The sequence below is a fragment of the Nostoc punctiforme PCC 73102 genome, assembly GCF_000020025.1.
In the GTDB taxonomy this organism is placed as follows: Bacteria; Cyanobacteriota; Cyanobacteriia; order Cyanobacteriales; family Nostocaceae; genus Nostoc; species Nostoc punctiforme.
In genome coordinates this window covers 3,577,456-3,600,328 of sequence record NC_010628.1, presented here as the reverse complement: position 1 = coordinate 3,600,328, position 22,873 = coordinate 3,577,456, and the positions used below count along the sequence as shown (strand labels likewise).

The window sequence follows — 22,873 nt, the reverse complement described above, 5'->3', positions numbered from 1 at the left end:
TGATGACTTTCGACCTTCCCGACTCTTTGATTCTCGATACAGCGCTTTCAGTATCTGGATTAACTGACTATATCCGTTTGCTGTTAGAGCAAGATGAACAATTGCGGCAAGTTTGGGTAACTGGCGAAGTCTCCAGTGCTAACCACCATCGCAGTGGTTTATTTTTCACGCTGCAAGATACCGATCGCACTGCCGGAATTAAATGTGTGGTATGGAATAGCCAATTGCCAAAACTCGCCCAAATGCCAGTTGCCGGTGAGCAAATAATTATTTTGGGTAGTATTCGCCTATATCCACAACGGGGAGAGTATCAGTTATCAGTTTGGCAGACTTTACCTGCTGGTGTTGGGTTACAGGCGTTGCGCTATCAACAACTAAAAAATCGCTTGCTGGCTGAGGGGTTGTTCGACGCGCAAAGAAAGCGATCGCTCCCCATCCACCCCCAAACGATCGCTGTTGTCACTTCACCAACGGCTGCTGCTTGGGGTGATATTCAAAAGACTCTCAAGCAAAGGTATCCAGGTTTACACGTTTTATTCTCTCCCGCGACAGTACAAGGTGAGCAAGCACCAGAATCTATCGTCAAAGCAATTGAGCGAGTGGAAAGAGATGGACGCGCCGAAGTGCTAATTTTATCGCGGGGTGGTGGCGCGGTGGAAGAGTTAGCTTGCTTTAATGATGAACGAGTGGTGCGATCGCTTGCTAGTTGTTCTATTCCGGTAATTACTGGGATTGGCCATCAACGAGATGAATCTTTAGCAGATTTAGTTGCAGATGTATGTGTGCATACACCCACTGCGGCAGCGGAAATGGTTGTGCCATCACTTTCAGAGTTGTATACTGAACATCGGCAGCGAGTTGTGGCTTTACATGAGGCGGTGCATGACTCTGGGGAAAATGCTGAAAATAAACTGCAAGTATTGCGGAATCGTTTGCGACGTTTGCGGTTAGATCGGCAAGTACAGCAGGAGGTGGAAAAGCTAGCTTGGAAGCGTCAGCATTTGGTGCAAATTACGATGGGGCGATCGCAGCAAGCAGCGCAGCATTTAGAATTATTACGGCAAAAATTAGCAACTCTTGACCCGAAAGCAGTGTTGCAGCGTGGTTATGCGGTGGTGAGAAGAGAAGATGGGGCGATCGCTCGTTCGGCGGCGGAGTTGGCTGTGGGAGAAGATTTGTTGATTCAGTTGGGGCAGGGTAGGGTTAAAGTGAAGGTTATAGAAGTAAACGTAGACGCATAGCGGCTTGCCGCAGGCTACCACAGAGGCGCAGAGGACACAGAGAGATTAATGGTTAAACGTAAAGGTGCTTCTAGTTCTGAGGAAGGTTGGAATTATGAGGCGAAGGTTGCTGAAATAGAGGGAATTATTACTCGCATTGAGGCGGGTGAGTTGGAATTGGAAGCGGTGTTTGAGCAATTTGCCAGTGCTGTTGAGTATTTGCGTCAGTGTGAAAGTTTTTTGCAGCAGCGACAGCAGCAGGTGGATTTGTTGATTGAAACATTAAGCGAAGAGTAGAAATTTGAGCCTAGAGTGTGAGTTAAATTTGTCAGTTAAATATAATTCAATACAGTTCAGATAAGACCAAAACACTTGTAGAGACGGCGATTTATCGCGTCTCGAAAACCCAAAATTTTTGCCAGTAGCCCTTAACTGAACCGTATTGAAATATAATTAAAAAGCTAAATAGGCAACCAGTGAATCTGAATGAGTTAGTGCAGCAGGTAATCGGCACTTTGACCATTGCCCAACCACAAAGCGAAGTCGAGTTTCACATTCCTCAACCCCTAAAAAGCGTTCAATGCGATCGCGCTCAGATTAATGAACTCTTTAGCAACCTAATCAGCAACGCCATTAAGTATAATGATAAACCCCAAAAGTGGGTTGAAATTGGTTGTGTTGAAAGAAATGGCGAAAGCAAATCTTATTTAGCGACAAGTCTCTTCTCTTCCTTTGCGTACTTTGCGTCCTTAGCGGTTGCTAAAAAATTTACTTTGACAAAGCGTTAAGCGTTAACTGAACCGTATTGGAGTATGGGTTTGATTATCCCTACTTTCTACTCCCTGCCTTTTTGCTGATTATCAATCTTAGCGATCGCTGATATCATCATATCTGGTTAATTAGTTATGATTACCGCATCTATGCAATAACTGGAAAACCCTCTTTCCCCCCAATATGGTTCAGTTAAGGGCTACTGGCAAAAATTTTGGGTTTTTGAGACGCGATAAATCGCTTTTGGTCTTATCTGAACTGTATTGTCTTTCCCCCTGCCTCCTGCCCCCTTCCCGTTGGTTTTTAGGAACTCAGCCATTCCTACCAATCAGAGTTGCAATTGCCTTGACTAACTCATCTGGTTCAACGGGTTTAGACAGATGCCTTTGAAATCCTGATGCGATTGCTTGTTGCTGGTTGATTTCTCCAGCATAAGCAGTTAAAGCGATCGCAGGAATCTGTTTAGCTTGCTTTAGCTGCAATGCTCTAATTTGGCGCATTAGCATATAGCCATCTGTCTCTGGCATTCCAATATCACTGAGCAAAATATCTGGTTCTGACTCTGCCAATGCTTGCAGTGCTTCTTTTGCGGATGCCACAGCCATTACCTTTGCCCCAGCCTGTTCTAGCACAAATGTATGAAACTCACGGGTATCATCGTCATCGTCTACAACTAAGATTTGAATGCCTGTAAGAATTTCAGTTGTAGAAGAAGCATTTATAGGGTCAATATTTATCTGTTGTTTTGGGGTTAACTCTTTTTTGATCAGGGGTAGCCTAACTCTAAAAATAGCTCCTTGCCCTTCCCCTAAACTTTCTGCCCAAATCGTACCACCATGTAATTCTATCAAATGACGGACAATTGCTAACCCTAACCCCAAACCACCAAACCTTCGGGTTGTTGTGCCATCAGCCTGACGAAAATATTCAAATACATGAGGGAGAAATTCAGGGCTAATTCCTTTACCTGTGTCGCTGACGGTAATCTGAGCTTGAGAATCAATGCGTTCCAGTTGAATATTAATTTTTCCTTCTTCAGGAGTGAATTTGACGGCATTCGATAACAGATTCCAGATTACTTGTTGTAAGCGATCGGAATCACCTAAAACCTGCCCCAAAGAAGCATCTAGCATTGTCTGAATTTGAATATCTTTAGCCTCTGCTGCCAAACGTACTGTCTCCAATCCCGCCTCAATCACCAGCACTAGGTTGACGGGAAACATCTTCAGATTGAGCTTGCCTTGTAATATCCGAGAGACATCAAGCAAATCTTCAATTAGTTGAGCTTGTAATTTAGCATTCCGCTCGATGGTTGCAATAGCTTTCTTGATCTCTGCTGGCTGAAATTCACGGGTTTGTAAGAGTCTTGCCCAACCAAGAATGGGATTGAGAGGCGATCGCAATTCATGGGAAAGTACCGCTAAAAACTCATCTTTAATCCGGTTGGCTGTTTCGGCTTCAGTTCTAGCAACTTGTTCAAGTTCCAGGAGGCGATCGCGTTCGGCTTCTGCTGTCTTGCGTTCTGTAATGTCAATCACTGAGCCAATGTAACCTTTAAATTGACCGTCCACACCAAACCAAGGATTAGCAGCATTGATCGTCCAGCGATACTCGCCATCTTTGCGGTGCAAGCGGTACTCCATACGGAAAGCCTCACAACGCTTGCTAGCTTCCAGGAAAATATTCCTAACCTCATCGCAATCTTCTGGATGTACGGCGTTCAACCAGCCAAATCCCAGACTCGTCTCTTCGTTGTGACCGGTAAAGTCATACCAGCTTCTGCTCAGATAGGTGCAGTAGTTATTGGTATCTGTTACCCAAACCATGAAGGGGGCATTGTCAGCCATGTTGCGGAACTGTTCTTCGCTTTCACGAAGTGCTTTCTCTGCCTGTTTGCGATCGCTGATCTCTGTAACAAAGATGCTTACTCCTTCACCAAAGGGGTAGACGCGATTCTCAAACCAGCGTTGCCAAGCAGGATAAAAGTATTCAAACTGAACAACTGTCTGTTCTGCCATCGCCCGATGAACCTGGGTATAAAACTCGCTTTTGGCCACGTCTGGAAACAGTTCCCAAATGATCCGATCTAGCAACTCTTCCTTTTGGATGCCCACAACTTCTGCTACGCGATCGTTGACAAAAGTATAATGCCACTCCCGATCCAACACAAAAAATTGGTCTTGGATGCCAGCGAGGACAGTTTCTAAGTGTGCTTTTGCGACCTCAGCTTCAATGCGTAGCCCTTGCTCTCGTTGCATTGCCTCCTCGCGGAGATGAGCCATTTTTAGGGCTGCCTCCACCCGTGCTAACAATTCCCGAGCCGAGAACGGTTTAATTAAGTAATCATCGGCTCCCGCTTCTAAACCTTCCACCCGTGCCTCTTCCCCTGCCCGCGCCGACAGCAGAATGATGGGAACTTTTTTCGTTTGCGGATTGGCCCGTAATTCTTGCAGCAGTCCAAAGCCATCTAATCCAGGCATCATTACGTCCGTCAGTACCAAGTCTGGGACACGCCCACGGGCAGAATCCAAAGCCGCTAAACCATCCGCCACTGATTCCACCTCATACTGCTGACTTAACAGCCGCTTGACATAATCACGCATATCTGAATTATCGTCAGCCAGAAGAATTCGGGCAGAGGAAGAGGACAGGGGGATAAGGGTATAAGGAGACAAGGAGAATTCCTTTGCAACACTCCCCTTGTCTCCCCCTCCCCTTGTCTCCCTTTCCTCTTCGGGTAGCCAACGCAGAGCTTCTTCTAAATAGGGGGTTGCACCTAATGCAGTTGAAGCTAAGGTTCGAGGGGCGCTAATCCGGGCTGGAGGCAAATGAGCATATCCCGTTGGAATTGATATAGTAAAGCAACTACCTGCTCCTAGAACACTCGTTACTTTGACTGTTCCGCCATGCATTTGCACCAATTCTTGCACCAGTGATAATCCAATTCCTGACCCTTCAAAAGTTCGTCCTTGCGCCCCTTTGACGCGGTGGAATCGTTTAAAAAGATGGGGAATTTCTTCTGCTGGGATACCGATTCCTGTGTCTTTGACTGCAAACTCAATATGGTCGTTTGCCCACTGCAAGCTTACCGCGATTTTTCCAGTCATCGTGAACTTGAAGGCATTCGAGAGCAGGTTAAGAACAATCTTTTCCCACATTTCCCGATCTACATACACTGGTGCTGGAAGGGAAGGACAATTGACTGATAATTCCATCCCTGCACGTTCTACTGCTGAACGAAATACACTAGCTAGTTCTGCGGTGAAAGTGGCCAAATTGGTGGGTTCATAAGAAGCTTGAACCCTTCCGGCTTCGATGCGCGAGAAATCTAGCAGACTGTTGACCAGTTTTAGGAGGCGGAGTCCATTCCGTTGCACCATTTCTAACTGCTCTCGTTCGTGGGCTGGCAGCAGGGTGGCACAATTAGCTAAGGTTTCCTCTAATGGCCCCAACATCAGGGTTAGAGGGGTACGAAACTCGTGGCTGACGTTGCTGAAAAATACAGTTTTAGCGCGATCGAGTTCTGCCAAAGCTTCGGCGCGTTTGCGTTCTTCCTCGTAAGCTTGGGCGTTGGCAATGCTGGCTGCAATTTGAGCCGCAACTAAATCAATGAATCTTTTATAGTTATCGTCGAATAGCCTGAAGGGATTCAACCCAGCAATTAATATACCAGCTTTTCCGGTCTGACCGGATGGTGCAATTGGCACTGCGATCGCTTGATGGGGCGATCGCTCCCAAATACCACAAGGTAAGCTACTAAAAGATACTTCCAAATCAGAAATCAGTTTTGCCTGATGCGTTTCGATCACTTCTGCAAATGGCCAAACGCAATCAGAATCGAGATCGACTGTTTCAGGTGCTGCTACATGATTCTGCCCGATACGGCACGTTCCAGTTAGAAAAACTTGTTGCTCATCTGGATCGACCAGATAAATCATTGCGAAAGGCAAATCGTAAGGGTTGCTTTCCAGACAATTTGCACTTAGTGTACAGGCTTGATCGAATGTCCGCGCGTCTGCTGTCCTAGCCGCTAGTTCGCGCAAAAGTGCTAACTGACGTTCACCAATGATGCGCTGAGTGTCATCTGTATTGGCACAAATGATTCCACCTGTGTCGCCTTGGTCATTAGGAACTGGGCTATATGAAAAAGTATAATAGGTTTCTTCTGGGTAGCCGTTGCGCTCCATAATTAGTAGCAGCGCTTCGTCATAAGTACCCTCGTTCTTCAACATCGCTGATTCTGCTCGAGGGCCAATCTGATCCCATATTTCCCGCCACACGCAGGAAGCTGGCTGCCCAAGTGCTTCTGGATGTTTGCCGCCAATAATAGCCTTATAAGGGTCATTATAAAGGTTTATGAGTTCTTCGCCCCACCAAACAAACATAGGTTGGCGGCAAGTCAACATAATTCGCACGGCAGTCTTTAAACTCTGTGGCCACTGCTGTGTTGGGCCAAGGGAGCTTTTTGACCAGTCCCATTCTCGCATCCTAGCACCCATTTCACCCCCGCCGATAAGGAAATTTACGTCGGCGTTGCTTGCTGACGTTGACTCGTTCTTCATTAATTCCTCTCGGTTGGTCATGCGTCGGTTACAGGCTACATCTGTGGTCGTCTTTTTCTCAAAATCCCTCTAAATTAGACGTTGATGCTCCTAACTAATCATTTTAGAGGATATTCAAAGGCATATACAATTAAGGACAAGTTGCTGTTTTAGCTCTCTTCGATTGTCAGCTTTATATGACTGATATTCCAAGCTACCAAACAAGGTCAATTCTTATTCAGAACTCACAATGCCTACTCCTCTTATCGGAAGTCTATTTTCTTAAAAATTTAACCTCGTTCGCTTAACTCCTTGAGTAGATTATTAATTCGCTCTATTCTTAAGGGATAAGGTCTTACATCTCCATTTCCCAAGGGTTAATTGTTAGGGAAGTAACACTAAACTCGGCTGCAAACCTTTCTTTAGACATATTTAACCCTTGCCGTAGGGCACAAATTAGTTTGCCAATATTAGGTTGCTTTGCCACAAGTCGGCTTACACACGGGTCATATACATTAAAGTTCATAAAGCACCATATATTAACAATTTTTACGACAAAATCTTATTTTGCGTCTACTGCTCTTGAGATAGAGATTGTGAACTCAAATCAAAGCATCACAACATTATCATAACTTTAACTTATCGTTTTAAGAAACAAGACTATTTGATTTTATTCTATAAGTCGCTTTATCCTGAAATCAGTAGAGATTTGAACTTTATAAGGCTTACACAAACAATACTGAAAATCTTTCTTTTCAGTAGGGGCAATTTATGTAGACGCATACTCTTAGGTCGAAGCAAGGTGCGTGGAGTGTCTGTCTGCGACATGCTGCGCGTTTGTATAGCATCCCGCAGGGAACCTAGAGAAGCAGCTACTTTACGAGTTCTTCAACAGACTACCGGCAGGGTATTATCTCCATAGCGTGTAGTTTTGCGTATGAGATAAAAGTAGGTGTCTTGCCAGAACTTAAATACCAAACTAACGCTAAATTTACCAGAGAAATTTTGGTGTACCTATCTTTAAACTTTCATAAAACCAAGAAGGAGAATGGCTAAATGCTAGATCAGCAGATTGATTGTCCCAGCAGACCCAAGACAAGTGCAATGATCATGAAACTTTTCCAAATCACTCTAGTAGTCTTAGTGCTTTTAATCAACTTAGTAATTGCTTTCCCCTCTTGGGCAGAAAAAACGCCTTCTTCAAATAATAATTCTGACTATTTTCAAGTAGGGCAAAAAGTCATTTGGCTTTACAAGGCTCGTGCAGATTCTAGCGATGTCCAAAGAATTCCCGCCGAAGTAGTTCAGTTAAGTTCTAAACAAGTGCAAATCAAGGTATACAAACATAACCACGAATTTGTCAATCGTTGGGTAAATCCAAATAAGCTTGAGAATTTACAAAAAGTCAAAGAGTCAGTATTCTAAAGTTTAGCTATATGGAAGTAAACCTACTACAGCACGACGTAAATCCATTTATCATCTTAACTAACAATAGAAGTAGGGGTAATTCATAAATTACCCCTACCAACCTTAATAATTTTAAACTCTATTTATTTTTTATAGATCAAAAACACTGAACCAATTGGCCCAAGATTTTCTACATAAGTTTTCTGGTTATAATACAATCCTGGAGACATACCTCCATCAAATAAAATTCCTTCTTGAATATTACCTAAACAGTTGTTGCTAGCAATGCCTTGTAGGACATTATCAAACATATCTGGCAGTAACTCTTGATTAAGTTGAGATAATTCAATCTCTGAATTAGCTTTCAAGTCATTAACTAATAGTATTACATAGCCTTGAGTAGTGATAGCTGCTAGAGAGCGATTAGTTGCATTTTTACAAGCAAATTCTCCCAAATCTTGACAAATATCTTTAAAATTACCCTGACGATAAAATCTGCCATTACCGCCTACTAAATTGTAATTGAGAATATCGTTTTTTCTTCTACCAGCTTGGATAGTAGCCTGCCTCTGGTTAGGTGTACCTCCTGATATCCCAAAGGAAGAACGCTTGTTTTTAAACGCTCCTGAATACTCTATACCACGAGAGACATTTAAACCTTGTGGCTGATTATCAGTATCTATGTAGTCGGCATTAATTGCGGCAATTGGTAGCTGTCCGTTTAATTTGGCATTCTCATCACCGATGAGTTCATGAAACTGTTTTGGAATGTATTCTTTACGCAGCTTACCTCTGGCATCTTTGGCGTAGAGTTTATGAGATAGACCAACATTAACTTTGAAATCTAATTCTGCTGATTTGGGATTAAAAATAATTACATTGTTAATACCTCTGGAATTTTTTTTACCTTGATTATTGGTTTTAAAAAAATCAATACTGAATTTAGGATCTTTGCCAGGGCAAGTTTTAGATGCTTTGGGGACTGGATTTGCTTCAATCTGTTGACAACCTGATAACAAGCTTGCACCAATTATCGAGATAAATAACAAAAATAATTTTTTGGTTAACATAATAATGCAAAAAAACCGCTACAGAATTACTATAGCGGGGAATAATTTAAAATTTCAGTCTGAAATTAATTACAGCTTAAGAGAACCATTCTAAAACAGCCTCTTCTTTAGTGTTAGTATTCCGAGATGGTGTCTCACGATTAAATTTCATCTGAATTGACCGAGTTTGCTCACCATCAGCAGCTACAGCCAGAATCGGATAGTCAATTAAACCATCCTGGAAGGACATTTGGAAGCGGAATGTCCCATCTGGATTTAGCTGAATTGGACGGCCGCCAATGGTTACGGTAGCATCGGGTTCGGTTGCACCGTAAACTATCAATTCAGCATCGGCAATTAACCAGAACTGGCGCGGACGCACTGGGACGGCGGAAGCGGAGAAGCCAACACCTGACATTCCTGCACCGGAAGCGGTTAAGCCTGAGACAGTGGGAACTGCCCACATACCCACACCAGATGGGAAAATGTAGGAACTAAGGGCTTGTTCAGGACGCGCTGAACCTGGTACTTGATGCTGAGAACCGAAGATAGAACCAGCAACTCGTAGCGCTTCGGCAGATTCGGCTAAACCAAAGATTTGGTCGTAGATAGGATTGCCGTTGGTATTCACAGCATTACCATTAGTGGTAGCTGCAATCTTCTTGGCGGGGGGAACTAGTTCGTACTGAGTCTTACCGCGCAAATCTTCTTCAAAGTTGACAGTGATGAAGACATCTTCAATCCAGTCTGAAGGATAGACGGGGGGAATGTGTACTCTAGTAGAACGAGCTAATACTAACCAGCGACCATCAGCAGCACGATAGCCGATATCTATCACATAATCGCGATCGCTAACTGGAACTGGTAGATACCATTCTCTAGCTAGTTCATCAGCAGGATATTCTTGAATGCTGTGGGGGCTTTGGTATTCGATATTGATGTCAGTGACATCATAAATCCGTAGCGCGAGTTGTTGTCCACCTTGGCGGCGCAGTTCCTCTTTATGTTCATTGGGGATATCCCAGTAAGTGTAAGCCCACTGTGGATCGCGTGGTAAGAGGACAATCCGGCTTTCACCATAGCCAGAAGGCAAATCTGCGAGTCCTTCATCAACATCAGCTAGAGATCCACCTGTACGATCTTCCTGACCTAATTCAAACTTAGCAGCTTCCACGGTTTCCTGTGCCTCCAATGAACGAGATGGACTGAGCAAAGTTTTGCTTCGCTGGACTTCTAAAATTGATGCCAGCAATTGTGATTTACGCATTCGGCTATAGCGAGAGATGCTATATTCGCTGGCAACTCTTCGTAGTTGCCGTAAGGTCATCTCCTCTAGGGGCGGGCGTTCTTTTGCCATTAATTTGGCCTCCAGTAGTGTAAGCGGTAAATGATTTCCCCTGGTTAAAGAATGCTATATAAAAGGTCATCCACATCCAGATGAATTTCTTATTCCTGACTCCTGGTTTTGCCCAGTTTTAAGTTTTTTAATCTGTTTTTAAATTGAGTTAACTTCTAGGCAATTCCTGGTTATGCCAAAATTAGCATTTCTTTGGGATCGAAGAAGTTCTGTTTGTTAAGTCAATATTAACCACTAAGCATATCTAGGGATCAAGTAGTTTCTATGGCTTTTTTGACTATATTACGAATTTATAAGCTTTTCTGGGATCGACTTGTCATGTTTTCATGACATTGCTGGCTAGCATAGTTTTGAGTGCTGGCAAAAATGTCAAATTTTCATGACATTTAGCTGTGGGCTAGCCAAAAACCGCAATCTACAAAGAAAGGAGTAGGATTCAACGGGGTTGGGTGTGGGGAAAAGGACAAGGGGGAAATGACTCCTGCTATGGAATCGGAAGATGGGTTTGAGTCCGCTACTTCAACAAGCTGGGTTAAATTACCTCTGCCCATTCTTTGATCGTGCGATCGCAATGATTAGTTGACATCCTCCCAGTAATGCGAAAATGTGGAAGGAAGGGCGATCGCTCCCAGGATAAACTCAAATGACTAACCTGATTCTGGTTGTAGACGACGACAATTTTATGCGAATGCATCTGTGTAAGCAATTGACAGATGCAGGGTATCAGGTGGAAGAAGCAAGTAACGGGCTAGAGGCGATCGCTATCTATACTCGCCTCCACCCAGATATAGTACTGTTGGATATTATGATGCCGATGATGGATGGGTTTAGTTGCTGCGCTCAACTGCAAGCACTCTCCAACGCCAAGAACACACCAGTGTTAATGATTACTGCTTTTTCCGATCAGGCAACCGTAGATAAAGCTTTTGCTGTGGGTGCAACTGACTTTATTACCAAGCCGATTCAATGGCCAATATTACATCTAAGATTGCGCCGTCTTTTGGAAGCCCGTCATACCATGCAGGAATTACGACAGCAAGCTGCACAGGCACAATTGCGGGAAGTCCAACTCAAGATGGCATTAGATGCTGCTCGTATGGGCATTTGGAATTGGGATCTGCTGACGAACAAAATTACTTGGTCAGATAATCTAGAAGCAATTTTTGGTTTAGAGAAAGGCACTTTCAACTACACCTATGAAACTTTTCTCCACTGCATCCATCCCCACGATCGCGATTTCGTCAGGCGATCGCATCAGCAAGCTATTGAGGATAGAGCCAAATATGAAATTGAATTTCGAGTTATTTTACCCGATGGGAAAATTCGTTTTTTAGCAAACAAAGGAGTTGTCTTTGTAGATACGTCTGGTATAGCTGTGCAAATATCTGGGGTATACATAGATATCACCAAGCGCAAGCAAGCAGAGGAGGCCCTAGAAGTTCATGCTAACCAGCAAGCAATGGTGGCAGAACTAAGTCAAATTGCTCTAGCTGGTACAGATTTGACTACACTGATGAACTCATCTGTAACAATCGTCGCCCAATGCCTCAAAGTTGAGTTTTGCAAAATTTTGGAACTATTGCCAGACGATCGTAGATTGCTGTTACGCGCCGGAGTCGGTTGGCAACCTGGACTTGTAGGAAAGGCGACTGTTAGTGCTGGGATAAATTCTCAAGCTGGTTACACTCTGCTTTGCAACGAACCAGTGATTGTTGACGATCTCCGTGCTGAAATGCGATTCAATGGGCCACCACTGCTACATGAGCATCAAGTAGTGAGCGGCATTAGCGTAGTGATTCATGGTAAAAAGCGCCCTTTTGGTGTCTTTGGGGCACACACAACCAGACACCACACTTTTAGCAAAGATGACATTTCTTTTCTCCAAGCTGTTGCCAATGTTATCGCTACAGCCGTTGAGCGCCAACGGGTGGAAGACGCACTCAAAGAAAGCGAAGAACGTTGCCAGTTAGCTGTGCAAGGCAATAATGATGGCATTTGGGACTGGAACGTTAAAAATAATCAAGTGTATTTCTCTACTCGCTGGAAAGAAATGCTTGGTTACGCAGAACATGAAATTTCCAATCATTTAGACGAATGGGCAACACGAGTACATCCAGATGATATTGGATTTGTCAGACAAGCGATCGCCGATCACTTTGCTAAGATTACCCCGTTTTTTATCAGCGAACATCGAGTCCGGTGCAAAGATAACACCTATAAATGGGTTTTGGATCGCGGTCAGGCAGTGTGGGATGAAGATGGTAATATTGTGCGGATGACAAGTTGCCATACAGATATCACTGAACGGAAACTGGCGGAAGAACAACTGCGTCAGAGCGAAGAACGTTTCCAAATAGTCGCCCATGCTACCAACGATCTTTTATGGGACTGGGATTTGCTGACTGATGAGGTGTGGTGGAATCAAGCTTTAGAAAAACTTTTGGGTTACTCGAAAGAGCAAATAACATTCACTGCTAATTGGTGGTATGAACATATACATCCAGACGACAGGCAGAGAATCGCCTCCCAAGCGCGGGCACTGATAGATAGCGGTGAACAATTCTGGTCAGATGAATACCGTTTTCGTCGCAGCGATGGTTCTTATGCCTATATGTTCGATCGCGGTTATGTCGTTCATGACCAAACAGGTAAACCAGTGCGGATGATGGGCGCGATGATGGATATAAGCGAACGGCAAGCCGTACTATGCGATCGCGATCGTGCCCAAGCAGCATTAGAACTCCAAAATTTGCGATCGCAACTATTCGCTAATATCACCCTAAAAATTCGTCAGTCTTTACAAATCGATGAAATTATGCAAACCAGTGTCAAAGAAGTGCAAAAGCTACTGCTTGCCGACCGAGTATTAATCTTGCGCCTACAGCCAAATGGCTCTTTCATAGCGGTTCAAGAGGCAATAGTTCCTGGTTTACCTGTTGTACTGGGGCAGCAAATTACCGACCCTTGCTTTCGCGATGATTATATTGAGCAGTACCGCCAAGGACAAATTAATGTCATTAACGATATCAAAGAAGCTGATATCCAACCTTGCCACGTCGAATTGTTGCAACGATTCGCTGTTAAAGCCAACCTTGTAGTCCCGATTTTCCTCAAAAATCAGCTGTGGGGGCTGCTAATTGCCCATCAATGCGCCCATCCCCGCCAGTGGACTAGCTGGGAAATTGAACTTTTGCGACAGCTAGCAGATCAAATAGGTATTGCCTCAACTCAGAGCCTCATCCTAGAACAAGAAACTCGGCAGAGGAAAGAACTCACCCGTTCTAATGAAGAACTAAAACAATTTGCATTTGTCGCCTCCCACGATTTGCAAGAGCCACTGCGTAAAATTAAAACTTTTGGCGATCGGCTCAAAAGCACCTGTGGCGACACCTTGAGCGAACAAGGACGTGACTATCTAGAACGAATGCAGAATGCTGCATCAAGAATGCAGACATTAATTGAAGACTTGTTAACACTTTCACGAGTCACTACTAGAGCCCAACCTTTTGTATCAGTAAATCTGACAAAGATTGCCCAAGAAGTATTGTCTGATTTAGAAATTTATGTGCAGCAAACTGGAGGAAGTGTAGAAATAGGAGAGTTACCCACCATTCAAGCCGATCCTATACAGATGCGTCAATTGTTGCAAAACCTGATTGGTAACGCCCTCAAATTCCATCGCCCACAAATACCACCAGTCATAAAAATCTATAGTAAAATATTAAACAATCAAGCAGATAACATATCCAGTAATTCTGAAGTGTGTCAAATCATCGTAGAAGATAATGGGATTGGTTTTGATGAAAAATATCTCGATCGAATTTTTAATGTTTTTCAACGTTTGCATAGTAGCATTGAATACGAAGGCACTGGCATAGGTTTAGCGATCTGCCGAAAAATAATTGAGCGTCATCATGGGCAGATCGCAGCTCAAAGCAAACCTGGGCAAGGAGCAAAATTTACAATCGTATTGTCAATTAATTCCCATTCTTGATTTTTATTCCTGGAGAGGGATTAATAATAAATCCCAAAATTAGCTTAATTGTACAATTGCCACTCGTAATTTCTAGGACTGATTGATTGTACAAATCAACCATAATGTTAATTCTTAATAAGATTCGATTATTTCAGGCTATTGGCAACCACCACAGCTATTTGTGGTTAGACATCGCCTTCTATTAGCAAAGAAATAAAACTTTCATATCCTAAACAAATAAATTGCATAAGTAATGATTTTTGTCAACGGAAGAGTTACCATCTATGCCAGGTTAATAACTTGATTCATAATAATAAATCACTGCAAAGGAGACGATGTGGAGGGTCGAAAAAGAAATCTCACCATCTTAATGGCTGATGACGATGAAGACGATGGCATCCTGGTTCGTGAGGCATTGGCAGAGAGCCAAGTGCCAATTGAACTAAACATCGTGAGTAATGGTGAAGAATTGATGGATTATTTGTACCATCGTGGTCGATATGCAAACAGAAGCAGTTTACCGCATCCTGGTTTGATTTTATTAGATTTGAATATACCGAGAATTAACGGTCTTGAGGCACTCAAAGAGATAAAATCTGACCCCCAACTGCGGCAAATTCCAGTTGTAATACTGACAACATCACGAAGAGAAGAAGATATATATAATACTTACGATTTAGGTGCGAACTCCTTCATCATTAAGCCAGCGCCTTTTGCCTCATTAGTTGAGGTCATGGATACTCTAGTCAAATACTGGTTTGAAATCGTGAAACTACCACTAGAAGCAGTGGGAGATAAACATGGACAACAGCCTTATCAAAGTTTTGTTCATTGATGATGACGAAGATGACTATATTTTGACTCGTTATTGGTTCAGTGAATTTCAGGTAGCAGACTGCGAGTTGGAGTGGGTGAATAATTATGAAGCTGCAAGAAATGCGATCGCTCGCCACCAACATGACGTTTATCTTGTAGACTACCGTTTGGGACCACACAATGGACTGGAACTTTTACGCGAAGCAATTGCCAACGGCTGTTCTTCTCCCATAATTTTACTAACTGGTCAGGGCGACTGGGAAATAGATATCGAAGCGATGAAAGCCGGAGCCGCAGATTATCTTGAAAAAAGCCAGTTGACAGGACCTTTGTTAGAGCGTTCTATCCGCTACGCCATCGAGCGCAAACAGACAGAACATAAAATCCGCGAACAAGCCGCTTTACTAGATGTTGCCACCGATGCAATTTTTGTGCGTGATTTAGACGATAAAATTTTATTTTGGAACAAAGCTGCTGAGAGTCTATACGGTTGGAAAAAAGAAGAAGCAATCAATAAAAAGATACGATCTCTCTGGCATGAAAAACATCCGTCTAAAGTTCGAGAAGCACTCAGTGTTTTGATGAAAAATGGCTCTTGGGAGGGCGAATTACAGCAAAAAACAAAATCAGGTAAAGAAATTGTTGTCGAAAGCCGTTGGACACTAGTGCATGAATTCGGCAATCAAGCACAATCTTTTCTCGTTGTTAACACTGACATCACACAAAAAAAACAACTTGAAGCGCAATTTCTCCGCGCCCAGCGATTGGAAAGCATTGGCACTTTAGCCAGCGGTATTGCCCACGACTTAAATAATATTCTTGCGCCCATTTTGATGACAGCCCAACTGTTAGAGGCACAAGTTCATGATGAGCGTTCTCGGCGACTGTTGCCAATATTGATTACAAACACTAAACGCGGGGCAAATCTAGTCAAGCAAGTATTATCTTTTACTCGTGGGCTTGAAGGCGATCGCACAATATTGCAATTAAAGCATTTAATAATAGAAATTCAGCAAATTATTAGGGAAACATTTCCCAAATCTATTGAAGTTTCCACTCAAATTCCGCAAAATCTTTGTACTGTATCTGGTGATGCTACTCAACTGCATCAAGTACTGATGAATTTATGTGTTAATGCTCGTGACGCTATGCCAAATGGTGGAACTTTGAAAATTTCGGCGGAAAATCTCTTCATTGATGAAAATTACGCCAAGATGCATATTGAAGCCAAAGTTGGTCATCACATTGTTATTACTGTTACTGATACAGGAATTGGGATTAAATCAGAAATCTTAGATCGGATATTTGATCCATTTTTTACTACCAAAGAACTCGCTAAAGGTACTGGTCTTGGTCTTTCTACAGTCCTTGGCATTATTAAAAGCCACGGCGGTTTTATCAACGTATGTAGCGAACGGGGAAAAGGTAGCCAATTTAAGGTGTATTTGCCAGCACAAGAAGCGGCGGAAACTATAGAAGAAGAAGACCAGGGACTACCTTCAGGACAAGGAGAATTAATTTTAGTTGTAGATGACGAAGCTGCCATTCGAGATGTGACAAAAACATCCTTAGAAAGCCATAATTATAAAGCAATGACAGCTAGTGATGGCATTGAAGCAATAGCCTTATATGCAGAACATCGAGATAAAATATCTCTTGTCTTGACTGATATGGTCATGCCGTCTATGGATGGGATAACTACTATCCGCACGCTGCGAAAAATTAACCCAGATGTCAAAATTATTGCCGTCAGCGGAATGACTTCGACTGATAAAGTTAATACAGCTTATGATATGGGTATCAAAGCCTTTTTATCCAAGCCTTATACAGCTAGTCAATTATTGCAAATTATTAGTACAGTTCAAAAGATTTAGGAATTGGAAATTGGGCATGGGGCATCCCTTCGGCCCCGCTCAGGGCAAGTGGGCATAGCTAATTTATTTGTCAAACTTGAGGGTTATAATTTAGTAAATCCTAACTCCTAACTCTTAATTCCTAACTATTAAATTCCCCATGACAAAGGATGAAGTCTTAGCGGCTAATGCAGCTTTTTACCGAGCTTTTGAAAGAAAAGATATTGAGATAATGAGTACCGTATGGTCACAAGGAACTGGTAGTTTTTGCATTCATCCTGGAAGTAACATACTACGAGGTTGGAAGGAGATTCGCACCTCTTGGGAGCAGATATTTAAAAACACCGCTTATATCGAAATAAACACAGATATAATTGCTACAGAAATAGTTGACAATATTGCTTATGTTGTGCTGAGAGAAAATGTATTCCAAGTCGTTTCTGGGAGAAGACTTGAAGCACAATCAACAGCTACAAATGTATTTCACTTTCTTGCTGGAAAGTGGTATTTAGTTCATCATCATGGCAGTCCCGTTTTGCGTTAAAAAGATCGGGAGATAAGCAAGATTAAGCGAATTCTTCAAACTCCTAACTCCTAACTTTTAATCTCCAATCAACTCTACTGCATCTCGTCCATCGTAATTTTGTAAGTAAACTTTCACAACTTCTTCTTTAGCAGTAGGCAACTTCTTTCCAATAAAATCTGGGTGGATTGGTAATTCTCGATGACCCCTGTCTACTAACACAGCTAAACGAATCACCTCTGGCCTACCGTAATCGTTGACTGCGTTCAAAGCAGCGCGAATTGTCCGTCCTTTAAAAATCACATCATCTACTAGTACAACCGTTTTTCCCGTAAGGTCAAAAGGAATTTCACTTTTCGTTGGAGTCCGCAATCCAATTGTGTCGAGGTCATCTCGATAAAATGTAATGTCCAAAGCGCCAACTGACACAGCTACACCTTCCAGTGTCTCAATCTGACGCGCCAACAATTCGGCTAATAACGCACCCCTGGTATAAATACCAAGAAGCACCAGTTGGGACAAATCACGCGTCCTTTCCACAATTTGAGAGGCCAGGCGAGTTAGGGTACGACGGATTTCTTCGGATGAGAGAATTTCAACTACTTTGGCAGACATAGGGAATAATAAGTTAGGAGTTAGGAGAGACGCGATTAATCGCGTCTGTACAGGAGTTAGAAGTTTTTATTCTTAATTCCTAACTTTATCTGTTTGGGAGTATTAAGAATATTGCGATCGCTATGCCTAACCATAGCAAAAAACAATATCGAGTTAGCTGCAAAGCATTTTGAATAGAAGTTGCAGTAATGGGATAAATAGCATCTCCTAGCAGTGGTTTGTACTTAGCTACCCCACGATACCAATTTGTACCTCCCATCTGCACACCCAAAAAAGCGGCATAGACACACTCACTCCAGCCAGAATTGGGACTAGGATCGTTAATTGCATCCCGACGACAAATTCGCCAAACCTGCATTGGTTTACCCGATAACAACGCCAGAGTTATGACTGTTAACCGACAAGGTAGCCAAGTTAAACAATCTTCTAACCGCGCACAAAACCATCCCAAATAAGTATAGGGTGCTTCCCGGTAGCCCACCATTGAATCAAGGGTACTGCTGGCTTTGTATGCTAAAGCCAAGAGAGTTGGCCCCACCATTGGCACAAAGACACCAACAATTGCATAAAAAAGCGGAGCCATCACTCCATCGGTAGCATTTTCTGCAACCGTTTCTAAAACGGCTCGTAAAATTTCTGCTTGTGAGAGGTTTTGGGTATCTCGACCAACGTAATTACTTAAAATCTTCCGAGCTTTCTCCAAATCTCCTGCTATTAAAGGTTGTAAAACAGCCACTGCTGCTGCTCGCAAACTTCTACCAGCAAAACAACTAGCTAAAAGAATGGAATCTATTGCAATTCCCAACCACGGATGAACCCATCTGGCACTTTGAATAATCAAAAAACCGACAAGACCGCTACCAATTATTAGGATAATCCCTAGCACAATTCCAGCTAGGCGTTGTGTAAAAGGATTTTTACACAATTGAAGAAAAAATTTGCTTAAGCGAGAAATTACCCACCCCATAACTTGCACTGGATGAGGGCAATCCCAAGGATCGCCAATTAAGTAATCTAAAAATGCAGCAATTATTAAAATATAGATGCTATCAGTCATAAGTCACTAGTCAAGGGTCAATCAATTTTGGATTTTGGGTTACACCTTTAGTACGCTTCCAGAGCAACTTGGATTTTGGATTGACCCCGACCACGTTAGTGTAGTGGTACAAAATCCGAGTAATTGGCTCTGATAACACAGCGTTAGCGGTAGCGTACTCTTGCGGGAAGTGCAGCATTTCGTACAGAGGAACGAGCATCTGTAGGAGCATCGGATTTGAAATTAAGGATTTTCGATTTGTTTCCCTCACGAAAGCGTTGCGGCATGAATTACCAAGTGGGGTATCAACCAAAAAATCTAAAATTCTTAGTCAATATTTAAGTTATTTACCGGAGGTGGAGCGTCTCCGGCTCCGCTCTTGACTAAACTACAAAACTAGCTTCTTCCCCAAGGGAAGCTTGCCAGCTACGAGCATCGTAATAAAGGTCTGCCAGAGTAATACTGTACAAAGCTTCTTTGAGCTTTTGGTTGAGTCTTTGCCAAAGGCTAAATGTTACCCAATCTTCAGCTTGTGTAGGTGCTGGGGTGTGATGAGGTAAATGGCTAGTCTCGCCAACTGCTTCTAAAATTTGTCCTATAGATATTTGTGCAGGCTCTCTTGCCAATTGGTATCCGCCGATGCTACCACGAATTGATTTAACTATTGATGCACGACGCATTTCTATTAGTAGTTTTTCGAGATAAGGAGCAGGGATATCTTGACGTTTAGCGATCGCTCTTACAGATACAGGCCCATATTTTGGCTGTAAACTCAAATCTAGCAACGCCTTTACACTATAGTGTCCTCTGGTAGTTAGTTTCATTTTGGCAAGCTTTATTGTTTATCCTTTGTCATTTGTCCTTTGTAAATAACCAATAACCAACGACCAATAACTAAGGATCAGTTTTACTTATCATTCTGTAACTCAATTATCATCCTCAGAAAATAAACAACCTTTTGAGCGTTAGTTTAGAAAACTTAAACAAGTATAGTTTAGCAGTGATTTACAAACTATATATATAGCGATCGGGATTGCCAGCATTATCTAAAATAGATTGTCTTGACAATATTGTTAATGGCATAACAATTGTGCATCTGAGTGTAATATACTTGGCTAGGTTGAGATAAAAACTAAAGGATTATGTTCCTATTAGCTCAACCTCAGCTAAAATAAAATCGATTCCAACACTTCAAACATCCATTTTTGATCTAAGTTGATGCCTAAACAGAAAAAAATTGAACCCCTACTCGGTGAAGAGCTGCTCAAAAAAGTCAAAGAGCTAGAGAACGAGAGCAAAGAAGACAAAGCCAAGAAGTGCGGCTACTATACCGTTACTAAAAACGGTATAGAGCGCGTCAATATGATGAAGTTCTTAAATGCCCTAATTGATGCTGAAGGGATTCAGTTGGACAGTACACCAAGTGCTAATGGGCGTGGTGGACGTAGTGCTAGCTATAGAATTAGTGTGCAATCGAATGGTAATTTACTTATAGGTTCAGCTTATACAAAACAGATGAATCTGAAACCAGGAGATGAGTTTATCATCACTTTAGGCAAAAAGCACATTCGTCTGAGACAGGTAGATCCAGAAGATCGGGAAGGTGATGAAGCTATAGAAGCCACGGCTTAATAAATGGTCATTAGTCAATTGTCATTTGTCCTTTGTGAGAACCAATGACTAATGACCAATGACCAATCACTAATGACTAATAACTATATCTGTAGTGGGTAAGACTGGTAAATAGTGGCGAAGTGCCTTGCGCGTAACTGCTAAATTGCAGGTTAAGGCAATTTGCTCTTTTTCTAGTAAACCCAAAATGCGATCGGGTTTGTCTCGTGCTACCACTGGTAATTGATGTAAACCTCGAAGACTCATGCGATCTAAAGCTTCAGATAATAGTTCATCCTGCCATGCATAGAGAATTTCAGTAGTACAAATATCTATGAGAGTTTGACTGGATAAATTATCTGGAATTTCAGTTAGTGAATTCGGGTAACTTTGCCAAAGAGCAAGGGCACGATTAATATCTTCCAGAGAGAGTATACCAACTAATTGCTCGGCTGCATCAATTACTAAAGCACTCCGGGTGCGATCGCGGATCATTTCTACAGCTGCATCTAAAACTCCAAGGGTTGCAGGTAATTTTTTGGGATAGGGGTGCATAGCATCTTCTACTAAAATTTGCTGCACAATTTCCGCTTGTTCATCTTTCAATTCCGAAAGACCAATTTGTTGTAGATTAGAGTTAGAGTTAAAAGTTGGTTTAATCCTTTCTACTAGCCAAACACTCAAACCCACAGCTGCCATCAACGGTAAAACAATACGATAATCACGGGTTAATTCAAACAACATTAAAATAGCCGTTAATGGCGCTCTAACACTAGCAGCTAGTACTGCTGCCATTCCTACCATTGCGTAAGCTGGGGGAGCCGCCATTTGATCGCAAATAGTCGGGAATGCCACGGCTAAAAGTTTGGCATACGCTGAACCAAAAGAAGCACCTAAAAACATGGCTGGTGCAAACAAACCGCCAATGAAACCACTACCCGCACTAATTGCAGTCATCAGTAGTTTCACCACCAACAGCACCACCAACAGGGAGAGTGGAAACTCCACATCTTGAAGCATTGCTTCTACAGTTTCATAACCCACACCCAGAATTTGTGGGAAATACAAAGCAACTGCGCCAATTATCACACCGCCAATAATTGGATGAATTGGCTCAGGAATTCGTCCCAAAAAAGCAAAACCTCGAACCTTTCCAGCAAAGCAGGCTTTTGCTAAACGAATTAATTGAGTATAAGCCAGAGAAACAAGGCTGGCCCCTAAACCCAAGCCAAGATAAAGCGGCAATTCCAAAGGACTGCGGACTTGGTAAGCAGGTAAATCAAAAGCAGGTTGTGCCCCCAAACCAATTTGGGCAATTAATGCTGCTACCACCGCCGCTAATAGTACCACGCTCACCGCAGAAGTAGCGAAAGATGTCGCTCCCATCACCACTTCTAAAGCAAAAAATACTCCAGCAATGGGAGCATTAAATCCCGCGGCCAGTCCAGCCGCCGCGCCAGCACCCAACAGCAAACGTTGTCGCTCTTGAGATACATTGAGGATTACAGAGAACAACATCCCAAAATTTGCGCCAATTTCTACACTCGGCCCTTCTGGTCCCAAAGAAGCACCGCTCCCCAAAGAAACAGATGCGGCCAGCATTTTCGTAACTGGTCGTAGTGGTCGCTTAATCTCTGTTCCCTGAGAAGCGGCGATGAGAGATGAAAGTCCAGGGCCAAAGTCTTGAGTGCGCCAGCGCATCAAGCCAACGATTAACCCGCCAAGGGTGGGAACGCAGGCTAAAGTCCAAGCACCCCAGACACCGATTTGACCCATTAAATTTTCCAGCATCAACTGGTGAATCAACTGGATTAAATAGTGAAAGGTGACTACACCCATACCCGTACCACCGCCAATGAGCATGGCTAAAAACAGGACAACTGTTTCTGGGGATGGTTGAAAACGATTAATTAGGTGAGCTAAATGAGCAGAAGGTGTAGGAAATGCAGGTTGTTCCGTTACCTTCCTCAGTTGAGTGGGAGGCAGGAGAGTCATTGAGAGGCGGGGTAAATGTAAGAAAAAATTTAAATTTTTATCTGTTACTTCTCATTGTGAGCCATTATTTAGCAACCAGACAAGTAGACTTTATTTGCTTGAT

At 42.8% G+C, this 22,873-nt stretch carries 18 protein-coding genes; 9 read left to right on the top strand and 9 right to left on the bottom strand.

What is annotated here, in order from left to right; all coding sequences use genetic code 11:
- Positions 1–2 precede the first annotated feature (2 nt).
- The 3 genes from xseA (at position 3) to NPUN_RS14825 (ending at position 2,008) form a co-directional block, all read left to right on the top strand.
- Positions 3–1,241 carry an exodeoxyribonuclease VII large subunit gene (gene xseA, locus NPUN_RS14835; protein WP_041565417.1) on the top strand — a complete coding sequence of 413 codons (1,239 nt, stop codon included), beginning with the start codon at positions 3–5 and terminating at the stop codon, positions 1,239–1,241.
- 48 nt (positions 1,242–1,289) lie between these two features.
- Entirely contained in the window at positions 1,290–1,517 is a 228-nt protein-coding gene (xseB, locus tag NPUN_RS14830; RefSeq protein ID WP_012409433.1) for an exodeoxyribonuclease VII small subunit, read from the top strand.
- A gap of 179 nt (positions 1,518–1,696) precedes the next feature.
- Positions 1,697–2,008 carry an ATP-binding protein gene (locus NPUN_RS14825; RefSeq protein ID WP_012409432.1) on the top strand — a complete coding sequence of 104 codons (312 nt, stop codon included), beginning with the start codon at positions 1,697–1,699 and terminating at the stop codon, positions 2,006–2,008.
- A gap of 294 nt (positions 2,009–2,302) precedes the next feature.
- On the opposite strand, the gene NPUN_RS14820 is transcribed toward NPUN_RS14825, so the two are convergent.
- Positions 2,303–6,553, bottom strand: a complete 4,251-nt coding sequence (locus NPUN_RS14820; protein ID WP_012409431.1) for an ATP-binding protein — start codon at positions 6,551–6,553, stop codon at positions 2,303–2,305.
- 334 nt (positions 6,554–6,887) lie between these two features.
- Positions 6,888–7,058 (bottom strand): helix-turn-helix domain-containing protein, encoded by a 171-nt coding sequence (locus NPUN_RS40750; protein WP_148220320.1) that lies wholly within the window; start codon positions 7,056–7,058, stop codon positions 6,888–6,890.
- A gap of 530 nt (positions 7,059–7,588) precedes the next feature.
- Here NPUN_RS40750 and NPUN_RS14815 point away from each other — a divergent pair.
- Positions 7,589–7,957: a hypothetical protein gene (locus NPUN_RS14815; protein ID WP_012409430.1), complete on the top strand. Its 369-nt coding sequence runs from the start codon at positions 7,589–7,591 to the stop codon at positions 7,955–7,957.
- A 125-nt stretch (positions 7,958–8,082) separates the two neighbouring features.
- Here the strand turns inward: NPUN_RS14815 and NPUN_RS14810 are convergent, their stop codons facing one another.
- Positions 8,083–9,009 carry a phosphodiester glycosidase family protein gene (locus tag NPUN_RS14810; protein WP_012409429.1) on the bottom strand — a complete coding sequence of 309 codons (927 nt, stop codon included), beginning with the start codon at positions 9,007–9,009 and terminating at the stop codon, positions 8,083–8,085.
- A 76-nt stretch (positions 9,010–9,085) separates the two neighbouring features.
- The gene (locus NPUN_RS14805) at positions 9,086–10,345 is read right to left on the bottom strand and encodes a DUF4912 domain-containing protein (protein ID WP_012409428.1); all 1,260 of its coding nucleotides are present in this window, start codon (positions 10,343–10,345) and stop codon (positions 9,086–9,088) included.
- 643 nt (positions 10,346–10,988) lie between these two features.
- Here NPUN_RS14805 and NPUN_RS14800 point away from each other — a divergent pair.
- From NPUN_RS14800 to NPUN_RS14785, 4 genes are all read left to right on the top strand, one after another.
- Complete coding sequence (locus NPUN_RS14800; protein ID WP_012409427.1) at positions 10,989–14,339, top strand: PAS domain-containing protein; 3,351 nt, start codon at positions 10,989–10,991, stop codon at positions 14,337–14,339.
- 352 nt (positions 14,340–14,691) lie between these two features.
- Positions 14,692–15,156, top strand: a complete 465-nt coding sequence (locus tag NPUN_RS14795) for a response regulator (protein WP_419788439.1) — start codon at positions 14,692–14,694, stop codon at positions 15,154–15,156.
- On the top strand, positions 15,122–17,011 hold the full coding sequence (locus tag NPUN_RS14790; protein WP_012409425.1) for a hybrid sensor histidine kinase/response regulator: 1,890 nt from the start codon (positions 15,122–15,124) through the stop codon (positions 17,009–17,011). The genes NPUN_RS14795 and NPUN_RS14790 overlap by 35 nt, the downstream gene beginning before the upstream one ends.
- Positions 17,012–17,150: 139 nt before the next feature.
- Positions 17,151–17,534: a nuclear transport factor 2 family protein gene (locus NPUN_RS14785; RefSeq protein ID WP_012409424.1), complete on the top strand. Its 384-nt coding sequence runs from the start codon at positions 17,151–17,153 to the stop codon at positions 17,532–17,534.
- 57 nt (positions 17,535–17,591) lie between these two features.
- Here the strand turns inward: NPUN_RS14785 and pyrR are convergent, their stop codons facing one another.
- The 4 genes from pyrR to NPUN_RS14765 all read right to left on the bottom strand — a co-directional run bounded on the left by pyrR (position 17,592) and on the right by NPUN_RS14765 (position 19,988).
- Positions 17,592–18,128 carry a bifunctional pyr operon transcriptional regulator/uracil phosphoribosyltransferase PyrR gene (pyrR, locus tag NPUN_RS14780; RefSeq protein ID WP_012409423.1) on the bottom strand — a complete coding sequence of 179 codons (537 nt, stop codon included), beginning with the start codon at positions 18,126–18,128 and terminating at the stop codon, positions 17,592–17,594.
- A gap of 85 nt (positions 18,129–18,213) precedes the next feature.
- The gene (cbiB, locus tag NPUN_RS14775) at positions 18,214–19,185 is read right to left on the bottom strand and encodes an adenosylcobinamide-phosphate synthase CbiB (RefSeq protein ID WP_012409422.1); all 972 of its coding nucleotides are present in this window, start codon (positions 19,183–19,185) and stop codon (positions 18,214–18,216) included.
- Between the two features lie 143 nt (positions 19,186–19,328).
- The gene (locus tag NPUN_RS44115; protein WP_272913970.1) at positions 19,329–19,451 is read right to left on the bottom strand and encodes a hypothetical protein; all 123 of its coding nucleotides are present in this window, start codon (positions 19,449–19,451) and stop codon (positions 19,329–19,331) included.
- A gap of 96 nt (positions 19,452–19,547) precedes the next feature.
- A complete protein-coding gene (locus NPUN_RS14765) occupies positions 19,548–19,988 on the bottom strand; it encodes an Rrf2 family transcriptional regulator (RefSeq protein WP_012409421.1) in 441 nt (146 codons plus the stop codon).
- Positions 19,989–20,382: 394 nt separating this feature from the next.
- Here NPUN_RS14765 and NPUN_RS14760 point away from each other — a divergent pair, with 394 nt between their 5' ends.
- Positions 20,383–20,796 (top strand): AbrB family transcriptional regulator, encoded by a 414-nt coding sequence (locus tag NPUN_RS14760; protein ID WP_012409420.1) that lies wholly within the window; start codon positions 20,383–20,385, stop codon positions 20,794–20,796.
- 69 nt (positions 20,797–20,865) lie between these two features.
- Here NPUN_RS14760 and NPUN_RS14755 read toward each other — a convergent pair whose 3' ends face one another.
- Entirely contained in the window at positions 20,866–22,770 is a 1,905-nt protein-coding gene (locus tag NPUN_RS14755) for a chloride channel protein (RefSeq protein ID WP_012409419.1), read from the bottom strand.
- Between the last annotated feature and the right edge of the window lie 103 nt (positions 22,771–22,873).